Source organism: Blastomonas sp. SL216, from assembly GCA_026625625.1.
Classification (GTDB): Bacteria; Pseudomonadota; Alphaproteobacteria; order Sphingomonadales; family Sphingomonadaceae; genus Blastomonas.
The window spans coordinates 878,961-894,014 of the sequence record CP113055.1 but is presented as its reverse complement, the minus strand read 5'-3'; the positions used below and the strand labels follow the sequence as shown (position 1 = coordinate 894,014).

General features: G+C 64.1%; 15 protein-coding genes. 6 read left to right on the top strand and 9 right to left on the bottom strand.

Annotation, left to right across the window (positions count from 1 at the left end):
- Positions 1-18: 18 nt before the first annotated feature.
- The 5 genes from OU999_04200 to OU999_04180 all read right to left on the bottom strand — a co-directional run bounded on the left by OU999_04200 (position 19) and on the right by OU999_04180 (position 5,562).
- Positions 19-1,503 carry a M48 family metalloprotease gene (locus OU999_04200; protein WAC24403.1) on the bottom strand — a complete coding sequence of 495 codons (1,485 nt, stop codon included), beginning with the start codon at positions 1,501-1,503 and terminating at the stop codon, positions 19-21.
- Positions 1,504-1,628: 125 nt separating this feature from the next.
- A complete protein-coding gene (locus OU999_04195; GenBank protein ID WAC25343.1) occupies positions 1,629-2,576 on the bottom strand; it encodes an acetyl-CoA carboxylase carboxyltransferase subunit alpha in 948 nt (315 codons plus the stop codon).
- 17 nt (positions 2,577-2,593) lie between these two features.
- Positions 2,594-3,514 carry a tyrosine recombinase gene (locus OU999_04190; GenBank protein ID WAC24402.1) on the bottom strand — a complete coding sequence of 307 codons (921 nt, stop codon included), beginning with the start codon at positions 3,512-3,514 and terminating at the stop codon, positions 2,594-2,596.
- Positions 3,515-3,517: 3 nt separating this feature from the next.
- Positions 3,518-5,347, bottom strand: coding sequence for a hypothetical protein (locus OU999_04185; protein ID WAC24401.1), 1,830 nt, complete (start codon positions 5,345-5,347; stop codon positions 3,518-3,520).
- A gap of 5 nt (positions 5,348-5,352) precedes the next feature.
- Positions 5,353-5,562 carry a hypothetical protein gene (locus OU999_04180; protein WAC24400.1) on the bottom strand — a complete coding sequence of 70 codons (210 nt, stop codon included), beginning with the start codon at positions 5,560-5,562 and terminating at the stop codon, positions 5,353-5,355.
- A gap of 71 nt (positions 5,563-5,633) precedes the next feature.
- Between OU999_04180 and OU999_04175 the strand changes: the two genes are divergently transcribed.
- The 5 genes from OU999_04175 (at position 5,634) to OU999_04155 (ending at position 9,575) form a co-directional block, all read left to right on the top strand.
- Positions 5,634-6,206, top strand: coding sequence for a shikimate kinase (locus OU999_04175; GenBank protein WAC24399.1), 573 nt, complete (start codon positions 5,634-5,636; stop codon positions 6,204-6,206).
- Entirely contained in the window at positions 6,194-7,306 is a 1,113-nt protein-coding gene (gene aroB, locus OU999_04170; GenBank protein WAC24398.1) for a 3-dehydroquinate synthase, read from the top strand. Before OU999_04175 ends, aroB begins: the two co-directional genes overlap by 13 nt.
- A 58-nt stretch (positions 7,307-7,364) precedes the next feature.
- A complete protein-coding gene (locus OU999_04165) occupies positions 7,365-8,120 on the top strand; it encodes a hypothetical protein (protein ID WAC24397.1) in 756 nt (251 codons plus the stop codon).
- Positions 8,121-8,260: 140 nt separating this feature from the next.
- The gene (locus OU999_04160; GenBank protein WAC24396.1) at positions 8,261-9,103 is read left to right on the top strand and encodes a MoxR family ATPase; all 843 of its coding nucleotides are present in this window, start codon (positions 8,261-8,263) and stop codon (positions 9,101-9,103) included.
- Between the two features lie 4 nt (positions 9,104-9,107).
- Positions 9,108-9,575, top strand: a complete 468-nt coding sequence (locus tag OU999_04155; protein WAC24395.1) for a hypothetical protein — start codon at positions 9,108-9,110, stop codon at positions 9,573-9,575.
- 6 nt (positions 9,576-9,581) lie between these two features.
- Here OU999_04155 and OU999_04150 read toward each other — a convergent pair whose 3' ends face one another.
- Positions 9,582-10,982 carry a methyl-accepting chemotaxis protein gene (locus OU999_04150; protein ID WAC24394.1) on the bottom strand — a complete coding sequence of 467 codons (1,401 nt, stop codon included), beginning with the start codon at positions 10,980-10,982 and terminating at the stop codon, positions 9,582-9,584.
- 153 nt (positions 10,983-11,135) lie between these two features.
- Between OU999_04150 and OU999_04145 the strand changes: the two genes are divergently transcribed.
- A complete protein-coding gene (locus OU999_04145) occupies positions 11,136-12,323 on the top strand; it encodes a VWA domain-containing protein (protein WAC24393.1) in 1,188 nt (395 codons plus the stop codon).
- A gap of 18 nt (positions 12,324-12,341) precedes the next feature.
- On the opposite strand, the gene pip is transcribed toward OU999_04145, so the two are convergent.
- The 3 genes from pip to OU999_04130 all read right to left on the bottom strand — a co-directional run bounded on the left by pip (position 12,342) and on the right by OU999_04130 (position 15,053).
- Entirely contained in the window at positions 12,342-13,289 is a 948-nt protein-coding gene (gene pip / locus OU999_04140; protein ID WAC24392.1) for a prolyl aminopeptidase, read from the bottom strand.
- Positions 13,290-13,306: 17 nt separating this feature from the next.
- Positions 13,307-13,642, bottom strand: coding sequence for a hypothetical protein (locus tag OU999_04135; protein WAC24391.1), 336 nt, complete (start codon positions 13,640-13,642; stop codon positions 13,307-13,309).
- Positions 13,643-13,745: 103 nt separating this feature from the next.
- Entirely contained in the window at positions 13,746-15,053 is a 1,308-nt protein-coding gene (locus OU999_04130; GenBank protein ID WAC24390.1) for an amidohydrolase family protein, read from the bottom strand.
- Position 15,054: the final 1 nt, after the last annotated feature.

The window sequence follows — 15,054 nt, the reverse complement described above, 5'->3', positions numbered from 1 at the left end:
CCGTCGGCCCTTTTTGCGTCAGTAGGTCACGACCTTGACCTTCTGGCCGGGCGTCAGGGTGCTGTTTGCTGCAAGCCCGTTGAGCGCCATGAAGCGCTCCGCCTTCAGATCGTCATAGGCCATGCGCGCCGACAGCCGCTGAATAGTGTCGCCGCGCTGCACGGTGACAATGCGCACGCGGCGCGGCTTGATCTGCGCAGCCTCGGCGCCCGACAGTCGCTGGACGCTCTGATACATCGGCGTGAACACCCCGCCTTGCCCCGCCGGTGCCAGCGCCACGAAATGATAGGCGCGGTTATTGGCGAACTGATAGGCGAACACCGTCACATCGACCATCTGGCGATTGGCCGTGACCCGCGCCGTTGCGTAAGCGGCGGGCAGGCCATTGACCGTCGTGCGCTGGATCTGCCCATAATCGATCCGCTGGTTGCCGCCGATTGCGGCGAAGGCCTGATCGACATAGCGTGACAGATCGCCGCTATAATTGCCCATCGTGAACTGTGCCTGGGCGGACTGACCGCTGATCGTCACCGCGCTCGTGCCATTCTGCATGCCGAAGCCCTGGGGGACGGCGAATTTCAGGCCGAGTTCCGGATGCACGAACTCCCTGCCCTGGACCATGCCCTGTTTGGGATCGTCGCCGTAGAGCAGCCCATCGAGTCGGCTCAGAAAGGCATCGCGGTTGCGCATAGTTCCACCGAATTTCTGCGCGATTGTCGCGGCCCGGCTGACGCGGCGCGCTGGATCGGGGTGCGTGCTCGCCCATTCCGGTACCGACCGGGCGTCACCACCCTGTGCGCGTGCGTCGATGGCCTGTTGCGCAGCGAGCGACGCCAGCATCGACGACAGTGCCTGCGGATCATAGCCGGCCTGGCTGAGATAGCGCACGCCCAGATCGTCCGCCTCTTCCTCCTGCTTGCGCGAGTATTTGAGCGTGAGCAGCTGGCTGCCGGTACCGAAAAGCTGCTGGCCCAGCTGGCCCGCGGTGCCATCGCCGAGCAGAACCGCTGCGCCGATCTGCCCGAGCAAGCCGATGATGCTGTTGCGTTGCGCCGCCTTTTGCCGCTTTTCGGAATGGCGCGCCGCGACATGGCCGACCTCATGGCCCAGAACGCCGGCCAGCTCGGCCTCGTCATTCATCAGCGCCAGCAGCTGGCGGGTGACATAGACATAGCCGCCGGGAATCGCGAAGGCGTTGTTCACCGGCGAGTTGAGCAGCGTCACGGTAAAATCGTCGCGCGCGTTGCCCAGGCCCGACTGGACGGCGATGCCCTTGCCGACCTGCACGACATAGCTGGTCTGCGGCACCTGATAGGCCCCGCCGAATTCCTCGAGCAGCTTGGGATGCGCTTCAGCGCCCTGGCTTTTTTCACGCGCAGTGATCGCCTGCGCCTGCATCGCCAGCGCTTCGGCCCTGGGTGCCATGCTTTCGCCGGTCAGGGCGATTGCGCTCACCCCCGCCACTGCCAGTACCGCCAGTTGCTTCAAACGCAGCGTCATCATGCTCTCCTCATTGCGCAGGGTATCGCCCTTTGCCTGCATGATGCCGTCAAGCGCCTGCAGGATCAAATGGCGATGCCCGCACAACGACAGGAGGTGCAAGCGGTTGCGATGATTTTACAGAAGCGTCAGAGCGAGCCGATCGCCAGGAAGCGGGCTTCGCGCGCCGATTTCAGCTCTGCAGGGCTCAGTTTCTTCAGGCCTTCCAGCTCCTCGCGGATGGCCTTGCCCAGCTCCTGAATCGCCTGAGCCTGGTCGCGATGCGCACCGCCCACCGGTTCCTTGACGATCCGGTCAATGACGTTGAGCCGCTTCAGGTCCGCAGCCGTCACCTGCATGGCTTCGGCCGCATCGGCAGCGCGATCCGCCGTGCGCCACAGGATCGATGCGCAGCCTTCGGGCGAGATCACCGAATAGACGGCGTGTTCGAACATCAGCACGCGCTCGGCGGAGGCCAGCGCCACCGCACCGCCCGATCCGCCTTCACCGACGATCGCGGCGACCATCGGCACGCCCAATGTCAGGCAGCGCTCGGTCGAACGCGCAATCGCTTCGGCCTGGCCGCGCTCCTCGGCCTGCACGCCCGGAAATGCGCCCGACGTATCGACCAGCGTGACGACCGGAAGGCCGAAACGATCGGCCAGGTCCATCAGGCGGATCGCCTTGCGATAGCCTTCGGGCTTGCCCATGCCGAAATTGTGGCGGATGCGGCTTTCGGTCGTGTCGCCTTTTTCATGGCCGATCACGACGACGCGCTGCTCGCCCATGCGCGCAAAACCGCCCATGATCGCCTTGTCATCGCCGAATGCGCGATCGCCCGCCAGTGGCAGAAAATCGTCGAACATGCCCGCGACATAATGCTTGAAATGCGGGCGTGCCGGGTGGCGCGCGACCTGAGTCTTCTGCCACGGGGTCAGCCCGGCATAGGTGGAAGCCAGCAGCTTGCGCGACTTGGCGGCCAGCCGTTCGATCTCGCTCTCGATGTCGATCTCGCCGGTATCGGCGGTTTCACGCAGCTCGGCGATACGCGCGTCCAGCGCGGCGATCGGCTTTTCGAATTCCAGATAGCTTGTCATGCTCATGACACAACCGCCTAGCTCTGCCGCCGCCTGTCGGCAAGATTCATCTGCGCCAGGGGATGGCGACGATTGACCAGCTCGACCAGACGGCGGCTGTCGACATGCGTATAAATCTGCGTGGTGGCGATATCGGCATGGCCCAGAAAGGTCTGCAACGTCCGCAGATCGGCCCCACCCTCGAGCAGATGCGTGGCAAAGGCATGGCGCAGCACGTGCGGACTGACCCTGGTCGGATCGATTCCGGCGCTGGCGGCAAATTCCTTGATCAGCTGATACAGCCGGATGCGGCTGATATGCCCCGTGCGCGAAGGGAACAGCCAGCGCGGATTCGATGCTGGGACGGCCAGCCATCGTTGCAGCGCCTCACGCGCGCGCGTCGATATGGGGATCAGCCTCTGCTTGCCGCCCTTGCCGGTGATGGCAAGCAACGGGCGACCGGCCAGAGCGGCGCTGCGCGGGAGACTGACCAGTTCGCTCGCGCGCAGGCCCGATCCATAGAGCAGCTCGATCAGCGCCAGCAGGCGGATGTCGGACGAACGCGCCTCGGGCGCTGCCGCGCGTTCCTCGGCCAAGGCGAACATCCGCGCGATATCTTCGTGGCTCAGGATCCTGGGCAGCGGTCGCTGCACCTTGGGCCTTGCCAGCATCGCACTGGCCTTGCTCGCCTGATCAGCGAGGCCCTCGTCTTTCAGAAACGCGAAAAAGCCGCGCAGGGCGGAGCTTTTGCGGGCCAGCGTGCTGGCCGCCAGCGTCCGCCAGTGATGATCGAGCGTTGCCCTTGCCGCGTCATCGGCCTCAGCAAGGCGTCCGCCCAGGGCTTCGGAGGCCTGTTCCAGGTCGCGGCGATAGGCGAGGATCGTGTTGACCGAAGCCCCCCGCTCCGCCGCCATCATCTCCAGGAACCGATCGATCAGCCGGGCATCATCGCCAGTCATCGATCAGGCGCGGCTGACGGCTTCTGCAGCGATCATCCGGGCCTCGGCCTGCCGGCCCACAGTGCGCAGCGCAGCGACGACATGGTACAGCTGGCGCGGCGTCATCGCCGACCAGTCATTGCCCTGCATGCCCATGCCGACCAGCAGCGTCACGAGCCCGTCATTGCCCGCCGAAGCGGCGTCGCGGATAGCCCGGCTCCAGCGCGATTCCCCGCCAAACCGGATGCCAAGATCATCGGCCAGCGAATCCCGGTCGGCAGCGCTCAGACGGCCAAGACCGGCCAGCCCCGCCACAAGAAAGGCGCTCTTGCGGGCTTCAGTGCTCTGGTCGTTGTCAAAAAACTCGCTGACATCCGATGCGGAAAGCTGCGTGCGCGCGGGCAGCCCGACCGACAGCACCGCCCAGCCCAGGCTGCCCTGCGGCGTGACCTGGCGCCAGCGGGCGGCGCTGGTATCGAACCCTGCCGAGATCATCGAGACGATCAGGTCGTCGGCATAGTCGACCAGATCCTCGGAAGGCACCACGCGCGCTGCGGCATGCGCGGTCAGAATATGCGCGGAATAGCGCACGAAAGCATTTTCCGAGCGATTCCAAAGGCTGCGCATCGCGCGAACCCGATCGTCGACGTCGCTGGCGACATAGGCGGTGCGCAGCAACGCGGTGCGATCCCGCAGCGCCTCTTCGGTGCCCGGATCGTCAAAGGTCGCGCCGTACAGATCGACCATATCGGCGCTCGACATCACACCCATGGCTGCTGCGACATCGGCAGCCTGGACGCGCGAGGCCAGCGGTGCCATCGGCGCACGCGCGCGCCAGGCCTGGAAATTGCGGTCGGCACGCGCATAGAGCGCTTCGGGCGGTTCGAGCCCAGCGGTCAGCGCCAGGCCGAAGCGCCAGCGGGTGAGCTGCTCCACGTCATCCCATTGCACCGTCACCGCACGCCTGCCGTTCATGCTGGCACCGACAATCTTCTCGGCCAGCACCACGTCGATCCGGTCCATCGCGCCCTGACGGCGCGCACGGTCGATCTGCTCGCGTGCAGAGCTGCCTTCGCCCGAAAAGCCCGAGCAGATGGCCCGGACGAGCTGCCATTCATTGCCCTTGGCGCTTTCGCCCGCGAACGGCAGCAGCGGACACATGCCCAGCGGGTCGGCCGACGCCACATAGCTGCTGAGCGCGACGTTGAGCAGACGCGGGGTAGCCGCCGGAGGGTCGATCGCCTGCACCATGCGCACCGCGCCATCGGCCGATCCGATCCGCAGCAGCAGCGCTGCCCGCTCGGCTGCCCAATTGGCACCGTTAAGCCCCTGCGGCGTGGCCAGTTCGCTCAGCAACAGCTTCTGCAGGCCCATGGCCGCCCAGCGCGAGACGATGCGCCCGCTGGTCTTGCGCACCAGGGTCTGGGCATATTGACCGCCGATATTACCGAGCGACGATGCAGCAAAACCGCCATTCGCCTCGGTCAGCGGACCGATCAGGTCAAGCGACCGGCGCGCGCTCGGCGGCAGCGACTGGGTCAGCGCCAGCTGCGCCTCCAGCTCTTCCTGCAGCTTGGCGAGCTCCTCGCTCAACTCCTGATCCGTCGACGCGTCCTGGCCGGCCAGTGAAGGCAAAGGCGAGGGAGGCAGCGGAAGTGCACCGCCCGGAACCGGCTGCACCGTCCGGCCAGGTTCGGGCGGCGGCGGTGGTTCGGATTGCGATGGCGCAGGCGCTGGATCGTTGAAACCGGGCGGCAGCAGCGATTCCGGTGCCTCGTTCTGACCGATGACCGGCGCGGAAACGAACGCTATCGCCAACAGGCTTGCACAGCCCAGAACCAGCCTCCGCCGCATGGTCTTCAGCCCTCGGACTGGGTAGAGCCTGCACCGGCCCCGCTCTTGGCGGCTGCGGGCAGCGGGATCGACTTTTCGACGCGCTGGGTGGGAACCTCACCGCCGCGCGACCAGGCCAGCGCCAGCAGGGCGACCAGAACCACGGCCAGCCCGACCAGGATGAAGGGCCCGATCGGCCGCCTGCGTCGCCCGTAATTCTGTCCGATAATGGCCATAGCCAGGATATTCCCTGCACAACTGAAGATAACTTGCGCCATCGCCTAGCCCATTTATAGGCTGCACGGCAATGCTGCAGAACCGAAAATCAGACCCTGCGCGGCTGGCCGGGGATATCATGCGATGGCTCGACCGGCCCCTTGTGCTGGTGGGGCTGATGGGCGTGGGCAAATCCACCGTGGGCAAACGTCTGGCGCATGATCTGGGGATTGGTTTCGTCGACGCCGACGAAGAGATCGAAAAAGCCGCGCACATGACGATCTCCGAGATATTCGAACGTTTTGGCGAACCCTATTTCCGCGATGGAGAGCGCCGCGTCATCTCGCGCCTGATCGATGGCCAGCCCCGCGTCATCGCCACCGGCGGCGGCGCGTTCATGAACGACGAGACACGCGGGCTCATCCTGTCAGGCGCGGTGGCGATCTGGCTGGATGCCGATATCCGCACGCTGGTCGAACGGGTCAGTCGCCGCAATACCCGGCCATTGCTGCGCAACGGCAATCCGGCAGAGGTGCTGACCCGGCTCGCCGAGCAGCGCAACCCCATCTATGCCCAAGCGCAGGTCCATGTGCGCAGCAAGGATGGTCCCCATAACCGCACCGTATTGTCAATATTGGAAGGACTGGCCCAATGGCACGCCTGAACATCGCGCTGGGCCAGCGCAGCTATGACATTCTTGTCGAGGCCGGCGCGCTTGGCCAGGTTGCAGAGCATGTCGCGCCCTGGACACGGCGCGGGCGGACCTTGTGGGTCAGCGATTCCCATGTCGCCCAGCACCATTGGCCGAAGGTGGAGGCGCAGCTCGCCACTGCCGGAGTCGAAGCGCATCTGCATGTGGTGCCCGCTGGTGAGGCGAGCAAGAGGTGGGCGGAGCTGGCACGGCTGATCGACTGGCTGCTCGCGATGGGCGTCGAGCGCAGCGACACCATATTCGCGCTGGGCGGCGGAATGATCGGCGACCTGACCGGCTTTGCCGCCTCGATCGTCAAGCGCGGCTGCGAGTTCGTGCAGATCCCAACCACTCTGCTGGCGCAGGTCGACAGTTCGGTGGGCGGCAAAACCGCCATCAATACCGCCGCGGGCAAGAACCTGGTCGGCACCTTCTATCAACCCAAATTCGTGCTGATCGATCCGCAGGTGCTGGCCACCCTGCCCGCGCGCGAAATGCGAGCCGGCTATGCCGAAGTCGTCAAATACGGCCTGATCGACGATGCGCCGTTTTTCGACTGGTGCGAGGCGAATGGCGGCCAGGTGCTGAAGCAGGAGCCGGCAGCGCTGGAGCACGCCATCGTCACCTCGGTCGCCGCCAAGGCGCGTATCGTCGGCGAGGACGAGCGCGAGACCAAGGACAAGCGCGCATTGCTCAACCTGGGCCACACTTTTGGTCATGCGCTGGAGGCCGATACCGGGTTTGGTGAGCGCCTGCTGCATGGCGAGGCGGTCGGCGTCGGCATGGTGCTGGCGCTGCGCTATTCTGCGCGGCGCGGCCTGTGCGATGCGGCCGATGCCCAGCGCGTGGCCCGTCATCTTGGGGCCTGTGCCATGCCGACCAGCCTCTCTGCCGCCGGCGTGACAGCGGGCGGGGCCGAGCTGGTCGATCACATGCGGCACGACAAGAAGATGACCGGCGGCACCCTGCCCTTTCTTCTGCTGCATGCCATTGGCCAGACCTATGTCGCGCATGACGTCGATCTGGACGATGTCGCTCGGTTCCTCGACGAGGAACACCGGCGCGGCGCATAATGCGACCAAGTCCGCAGTCGTAAACCTTCTCTTTAGGACGATCCGCTAAGGGAGGCTGGTGGGGGCAGGCCGCGCGCCTGCCTGCCACACCTTGTCCACCTGCAACCGGAGCTGCAACCTAGTGTCGTTCATCCAGCCTGGAGCTTTTGACCGCGCACAGCCAGAGGCGGCACCGCCGCGCTCGCTGGAGGCCGCGCTCGCCCTGGGCATGAGCGATACGCACGCGTTTGTCGCCCGGCTGGCAGACCGCGCCGTACCGGCAAAGGCAGTCGATCTGGCTGATGCTGCGCATTTCCTCTGCCTGTTGCACGGCCGCTATCCGGGGCTGATCGATTATGCCGCCACGCGCAGCGCCGACCCCCAGGTGGGCAAATGGCTGGCCCGCGCCTGCGAGGCCTTCGTCGGAGAGCGGGCGCTGCTGACCAAGCTGACCGTCGCTGCCGGCCCCATCACCAGCACGCCGGGCCAGGACAAGTGCACGCCTGCAATCATCAATCTGCGCGGCGCGCTCAATGCGCTGTCGCAATCGGACCGGCAGGGCTGCGCACTCGGTGCGGCCTTTGCACTGGTGCTTGACTGGCACATCATTCGCGCCGTGCTCGACGTGATCGCTCAGCGCACCGGGCTCGAACCCCGCCCCAGCAGCCTGCCCACACGCGAGGAAACGCTCGAATTGGCAGCCGAGATCGGTGCCGACCGCTCGGTCGGTCGCGCCATGGGCTTTGGTGCATCGCAGATGCTGGTCCAGCACGGCAATTTCTGGGACATGCTGGCGGAGCGCGCGGAACTGCGCCGCATCCAGGACGGGTTCTGACCCTTCCGCGCCATCCGCCGCGTCTTCGCGAACTGACGCAAACGTAAACGTAAAGCTCAATCGCTGTCGCCGCTTGCCAAGCCGCATCAAGCCCCTTATCGCTTAAACGAACAGTTAACAGCGGCAGGAAGGCCATTCTCATGCGTTTTGAAGGCACCAGCGATTATGTGGCAACCGACGACCTGAAGGTGGCGGTGAACGCTGCGGTGACATTGCGCCGCCCGCTTCTGGTCAAGGGCGAGCCCGGCACCGGCAAGACCGTGCTGGCGCATCAGATCGCTGCGGCCGCCAATGCCCCGCTGATTGAATGGAACATCAAGTCGACCACCAAGGCGCAGCAGGGCCTCTACGAATACGATGCGGTCGCACGTTTGCGCGATGGCCAGCTTGGCGACGAGCGCGTCCATGACATCGGCAATTACATCAAGAAGGGCAAGCTGTGGGAGGCGTTCACCGCGCCGCAGCTTCCCGTGCTGCTGATCGACGAGATCGACAAGGCCGATATCGAGTTCCCCAACGATCTGCTGCAAGAGCTCGATCGGATGGAATTCTATGTCTACGAGACCAAGGAGCTCGTGAAGGCGCAGGAGCGCCCGATCGTGGTGATCACCTCGAACAACGAGAAGGAACTGCCCGACGCGTTCCTGCGCCGCTGCTTCTTCCATTATATCAAGTTTCCCGATCGCGAGACGATGCAGGCGATCATCGACGTGCACTTCCCCGGCATCCAGAAGATCCTGGTCCAGAAGGCGCTCGAGATTTTCTACGACGTGCGCGAGGTGCCCGGGCTCAAGAAGAAGCCCTCGACCAGCGAGCTGCTCGACTGGCTGAAGCTGCTGCTGCATGAGGACATGCCGCTGGAAGTGCTGCAATCGCGCGATCCCAGCAAGGCCATCCCGCCGCTGCACGGCGCGCTGCTCAAGAACGAGCAGGACGTGATGCTGTTCGAACGGCTGGCCTTCATGGCGCGCCGCAACAGCTGATCGCTTGGTCACCGAGCTGCGCTGGCGAACCGGGCTGATTGCCTGGCTTCTGCCGCTCATGATCGTCGCCTGCGTCCTGTTCGGCTTTGCCGCCGTTGATCCTTCATTGGCGCAGGACATGGCCGATACGCGGCGCGGCGGGATTTTGAAACTGACGCAGGACATGACGCTGGCGGGGGTGAATGTGCCGCTGGCGGTGCTGGCTCTGTATCTTGCCTGGGAGGTGTTTCGCAGCGCGTGGCGCTGGGCGGATCAGGTCGCGATCAGGGCAACACCCCAAGGCTCCACCTTGTTGCGCGCCGTGCCGTGGAGCGACATCAGCGATGTCTGCTATGCCAAGCGCGGCCTCGACCATCGCATCGTCTTCACGCTCAACGATGGCGCGCGCCGAACCATTCGCGGCATCGACAATCGCAATGATGCTGGCCCGAAATTTGCGGCGTTCGCGCGTGAGCGGATCGGCCATGGCTGACCGTTGCTAGCGGATAAAGGCCAGCTCGAAATTGCCCCAATAGCGGCCCTTGATCCACAACGGCACGAAGATGTTGCGCAATATGCAGCCGTCGCTGGCGGTCGGTTCAAAGCGGTAGACCGCCGCATAATAGCGGTCATGCTTGTGCGCGATGGCGCCTCTGGTGGTATGGTCCAGCACGATCCTGCGGTTGCGGCAATGCGCCGCATCGTGCTGCAAGTCCCCGGTGGGGGTGTGCGAGCGTTCGGAAATATGCGTTGGCAGATAGCCGTCCTCGTTCGAGATCACCGCGCCATAGGTATGATTGTCCTGGCCCCAGAAGCGGTCGAGAATCGGGCGGATGCGGGCATCGGCAAAATCGTTGAAGCGGATGTCGAACCGGTCGAGCCCAGGCTCGCCGCGCGGGCGGTAGTCGCGATCAAACACGTCGATCTCGGCCAGCTGCCCGGAATCGATCGCCGCTTCGATCACACCCTTGATCTCGTCGCATGTGGAAACAGCGAGTTCGACGAACGGATTGTCGCGGTGCGATAGGCCGGTGTGCAGCAGCTGGTTGAAGACGACATTGGACAGCCCCTCCAGCGCATTGGTCTGGCCGAGTGCGTCCTCCAGCTGGTTGCTGCAGCCGGCGACATCCTCCATGAACACGAACAGATTGTCGCACAGTTCGCCGGTATCCGATCGTACCCCGTTGCTGGAATCGGCGATGGCATCGGCCTTGCTGGCGACCTCGCGCATCATGTCGCCTGCCTGGCGGACAGCCGCGTCGATGGTTTCGAGGTGCCGCTGCGCGCTGCGGCTCTGATCGACGCCCTTTTCCACCTGTGCCATGAAATGCCCGGCCTCGGTGCTCAGCGAATTCATCGTGCCGGCAATCCGGTCGGTCACCTGGCGGGTATCCTGCGCCAGTTTCTTGACCTCTGCAGCGACCACCGCGAAGGTTGCCCCCGCTGCCCCTGCCCGTTCCGCCTCGATGGCCGCATTGAGCGCGAGCATGTTGGTAGAGCGTGCGATGGCATCGATGGTGCGACTGGCCAGGATCACATCGTCCATCGCATGGGAAAAGCGCTTCACATCCTCGCCCAGTCCCTGGATCAGCGAGATCAGGTCGTGCAGTTCCAGCGCGGAAACCTGCATGGTTTCCGAACTTTCGGCGAGGTTGCGATAGGCCTCCTGGCTCATCCGCTGGGCGCTAGCGGTCGCGATGACGACCTGTTCCTGCTCTTGCGAGAGATTGCGCGCGATCTGTTCGAGATAGGAGCGCTTTTCGCCGAGCAAAGCCATGCGACCGCGCACGGCGCTGACGATACCGCCGACCCGCGAAGCGCCGATGACCGACTCGCCACAGCTTTCCGCCATCTGCTGGACGGCATCGCTGTCTGGCGGGATAATGCGATGCTGCTCCATCAAGGACCTTCAGGCTGGCTGGTAGCGCAAAGGGTTAGTGGCACATGGTTAATCTTGGGTAAAATGCCCCGTCCGGAAGGTTCCCGCTTGCCAGACAGCCGCCTGATCTGCATCGTCTGACCTGACGGAAACGTAAAGCAGCAGGGACAACCGATGTTCTTTTCATTCATGGACGAATTGCGCAGCGCCGGAATTTCGGTGTCGCTCAAGGAACATCTGCTGCTGCTCGAGGCGCTGCATGCCCAAGTGATCCAACAGAGCCCCGAGGAATTCTATTATCTCTCGCGCGCCACGCTGGTGAAGGATGAGGGGCTGCTCGACCGGTTCGACCAGGTGTTCGCCAAGGTGTTCAAGGGTCTCGACATGACCTTTCAGGGCAATGATTCGGCGACCATTCCCGAAGACTGGCTGAAGGCCGTGGCCGAGAAGTTCCTGTCCGAAGAGGAGATGGAAAAGATCAAGTCGCTGGGTTCATGGGAAGAGATCATGGAGACGCTGAAGAAGCGGCTCGAGGAGCAGGAAGAGCGCCATCAGGGCGGCAACAAATGGATCGGCACCGGCGGTACCAGCCCGTTCGGCAATTCCGGCTTCAACCCCGAAGGCGTCCGCATCGGCGGCGAGAGCAAGCACAAGCGTGCCATCAAGGTATGGGAAAAGCGCGAGTACCAGAATCTCGATTCGACCCGGCAGCTGGGCACGCGCAACATCAAGGTCGCGCTGCGCCGGCTGCGCCGCTTCGCCCGCGAAGGATCAGCCGACGAGCTCGATATCGATGGCACGATCGATGGCACCGCGCGGCAGGGCTGGCTGGATATCCGCATGCGGCCCGAGCGGCACAATGCGGTCAAGCTGCTGCTGTTCCTGGATGTCGGCGGATCGATGGACCCGTTCATCAAGCTGTGCGAGGAGCTGTTCTCCGCCGCGACGACCGAGTTCAAGAATCTCGAATTCTTCTATTTCCACAACTGCCTGTACGAAGGCGTGTGGAAGGACAATCGCCGCCGCTTCACCGAGCGGACCAACACCTGGGATATCCTGCACAAATATGGCCATGACTATAAGGTCATCTTCGTCGGCGATGCCTCGATGAGTCCCTATGAAATCAGCCATCCGGGTGGCTCTGTCGAGCATTTCAACGATGAGGCCGGCGCGGTCTGGATGCAGCGCGTCACCAACACCTATCCGGCAGCGGCCTGGCTCAATCCGGTGCCCGAAAACCAGTGGGGCTATTCGCAGTCGGTGCGGATGATCAAGGACCTGATGAAGGACCGGATGTACCCGCTGACGCTCGAAGGGCTCGACGATGCCATGCGCGAACTGGTGCGCAAGCACGGGAACTGACGGGGTGGCGCCAAGGCCTCAGGCCTTGCCTGCATAACGATCGGTCGCGGTAATCAGCTGATCCAGAATGCCGGGCTCCGAATAGGCATGGCCTGCGCCTTCGATCAGATGAAAGTCCATATGCGGCAGCGCCTTGTGCAACGCCCAGGCGTAATGCGCCGGACATGGCATGTCATAGCGGCCATGCACGATGGCGCCGGGAATGCCGCTCAACCGCGCCGCATTGCGCAGCAGCTGGTCGGGCTCAAGCCAGCATGCGTTGACGAAATAATGCGTCTCGATCCGCGCGAAGGCGAGCGCATAATGGCCGTCGTCATGCTGCTCGCTGAGCCTCTGATCAGGCAGCAGCGTCACGGTTTCGCCCTCGAACAGGCTCCAGGCCCGGGCCGCCTTGACCTGCAGCTCCGGATCATCTCCGGTCAACCGCCGGTGATAGGCCGCCAGCATGTCGCCGCGTTCCTCATCGGGTATCAGCGCCGTAAACCGCTCCCATTTGTCCGGGAACATCTGCGAGACGCCGAACTGATAGAACCAGTCCAGTTCTGCCTTTGTGCACATGTAGATACCGCGCAGCACGAGCTGCGAAACGCGGGTCGGATGAGTCTGGGCATAAGACAGCGCAAGCGTCGATCCCCAGGAGCCGCCGAAGACCAGCCAGTCGGGCGCGCCGACCATATCGCGCAGCCGCTCGATATCGGCCACCAGATGCCAGGTGGTGTTGGCATGGAGCGACGCGTGCGGCGTCGAACGTCCGCAGCCGCGCTGATCGAACAGCAGCACGTCATACAGCGCCGGATCGAACAGCCGCCGGTGGTCGGGCGAGCAACCGCCACCCGGACCACCGTGCAGGAAGACCGCAGGCTTGGCGCCCGGCGTGCCCACCCGTTCCCAATAGACCTGATGGCCATCGCCGGTATCCAGCATGCCGCTGGCATAGGGTTCGATCGGCGGGTAGAGCGCGCGCACCGGCAGCGGTGGCCGCGTTACTTGCCGTGGCGCGAATTGCTGGCCAGGAAATCGCCATAGCTGCCGACAAAGCTGTCGATCATCATCTGCGTTTCCTCGCTGGCATAGCTTTCGGCCTCGGCCTTCTTGCCGCCATATTGCATCTCGGACTTGACCATCAGCTCGATCAGCTTCGCCTTTTCCGCAGGGCAGGCCGTTTCCGATTCCTTGGTAAAGTCAGACTGCGGCTTCTTGGCGTCCAGGCTCGCATTGGTGAACTTGGTCAGGCAATCGTTGAAGTCCTTGCGCGCCGTATCGACAGGATCCGCAGCGGCCATGGTCATCGCCATGGCGATCATAACAGTGAGACTCATGCTCTTCTCCCCAGAAAGCAGATTGTGCGCAGCAATTAGCACTGCGCTTCAACGCGTGGAAGCGGATTTCCACCAGTGTTGCGGCAATTTACCGCACAAATGGTCAGCGAATCCGGACACCGCCCTGCACCACGGCATCGACGCTTTCCAGCTCGCGGACATCGGCCAGCGGATCGCCATCCACCGCGATGATATCGGCATAGCGACCCACCGCAATCGCCCCGACATCAGTGGATTTGCCCAGCGCCTCGGCGGCGTTCATCGTCGCCGCGCGGATCGCCTCCAGCGGGGTCATGCCATATTCGACCATCACCTTGAACTGGCCGCCCGCCGTGGCATGCGGCATCACGCCTGCATCGCTGCCGAACACCATCTTCACGCCCGCGCGGTGCGCCTTGCGGAAATTGTCGCGCTGGATCTGCGCGACTTCGCGGTCCTTGCGCAGATTGTCTTCCATCACACCGTTCTTCGCGCCTTCGGCCTGGGTGTAATCGGTGTTGAAGATATCCATCGAGAACCACACCGGCTGCTTGCGCTCTGCCGCCAGGCGGATGCCCTCGTCATCGACCAGGCTCGCATGCTCGATAGTGTCGATCCCTGCGCGGATCGCCGCCTTGATGCCCGCCGCGCCATGCGCGTGCGCCGCGACGCGCAGGCCCCATTGATGCGCCTCATCGGCAATCGCGCGCAGTTCCTCTTCGGAAAGCTGCTGCTGGCCCGGCTCGGTATTGCGCGAGAACACCCCGCCGGTGGCGCAGACCTTGATCACCTCAGCGCCGTACTTGCGCTGCTCGCGCACCTTCTGGCGCAGCTCGACCGGGCCGTCGCCGACCGCAGGCGATTTGGCCGCGAACGAGGGAGGAAGATAGGTCTGGTCGCAATGCCCGCCGGTCGCGCCCAAGGCATGCGCCGCAGGAACAACGCGCGGCCCCACGGCCCAGCCCTCGCCGATCGCCTGTTTCAGCGCGACATCATTATAGCCTTCGGAGCCCACATTGCGGACCGTGGTGAACCCGGCATCGAGCATCGCGCGCGCGTTCGCGGCGGCAACGAAGCTCCAGAAGCGGTCGGTGAACTGCAGGCTGTTATAGCCGCCATAGGTGGGCGAGCTGTCGAGATGCACGTGCATGTCGATCAGCCCGGGCAACAGCGTCTTGCCCGACAGGTCGATATGGCTCACGTCCGCCCCCCAGCGCACCGTGCGCGCATCGGCGATTCCGGTGATGCGGCCATTCTCGGTGAAGATCGCGGGGAACTCGGTCACCTTGCCGGTGGCGACATCGATCATCTTCGCCGCGGTGATCACCGTCCGCTTGGGAGCCTCCTGCGCAGCGACCGAAACGGCCAAAGCCGAAACCGTGAGAGCCGACGCGGCGAGCGCCGCCGAGATCAACTGAGCAAATGTCTTCATG

Excerpts from the sequence above, each read along its gene's own strand:
- OU999_04130 (WAC24390.1), bottom strand. The coding sequence starts at position 15,053 with ATGAAGACATTTGCTCAGTTGATCTCGGCGGCGCTCGCCGCGTCGGCT.
- OU999_04175 (WAC24399.1), top strand. The coding sequence starts at position 5,634 with ATGCTGCAGAACCGAAAATCAGACCCTGCGCGGCTGGCCGGGGATATC.
- OU999_04200 (WAC24403.1), bottom strand. The coding sequence starts at position 1,503 with ATGATGACGCTGCGTTTGAAGCAACTGGCGGTACTGGCAGTGGCGGGG.
- OU999_04135 (WAC24391.1), bottom strand. The coding sequence starts at position 13,642 with ATGAGTCTCACTGTTATGATCGCCATGGCGATGACCATGGCCGCTGCG.
- OU999_04150 (WAC24394.1), bottom strand. The coding sequence starts at position 10,982 with ATGGAGCAGCATCGCATTATCCCGCCAGACAGCGATGCCGTCCAGCAG.
- aroB (WAC24398.1), top strand. The coding sequence starts at position 6,194 with ATGGCACGCCTGAACATCGCGCTGGGCCAGCGCAGCTATGACATTCTT.
- OU999_04185 (WAC24401.1), bottom strand. The coding sequence starts at position 5,347 with ATGCGGCGGAGGCTGGTTCTGGGCTGTGCAAGCCTGTTGGCGATAGCG.
- OU999_04180 (WAC24400.1), bottom strand. The coding sequence starts at position 5,562 with ATGGCCATTATCGGACAGAATTACGGGCGACGCAGGCGGCCGATCGGG.
- OU999_04190 (WAC24402.1), bottom strand. The coding sequence starts at position 3,514 with ATGACTGGCGATGATGCCCGGCTGATCGATCGGTTCCTGGAGATGATG.
- OU999_04195 (WAC25343.1), bottom strand. The coding sequence starts at position 2,576 with ATGACAAGCTATCTGGAATTCGAAAAGCCGATCGCCGCGCTGGACGCG.
- OU999_04145 (WAC24393.1), top strand. The coding sequence starts at position 11,136 with ATGTTCTTTTCATTCATGGACGAATTGCGCAGCGCCGGAATTTCGGTG.
- OU999_04160 (WAC24396.1), top strand. The coding sequence starts at position 8,261 with ATGCGTTTTGAAGGCACCAGCGATTATGTGGCAACCGACGACCTGAAG.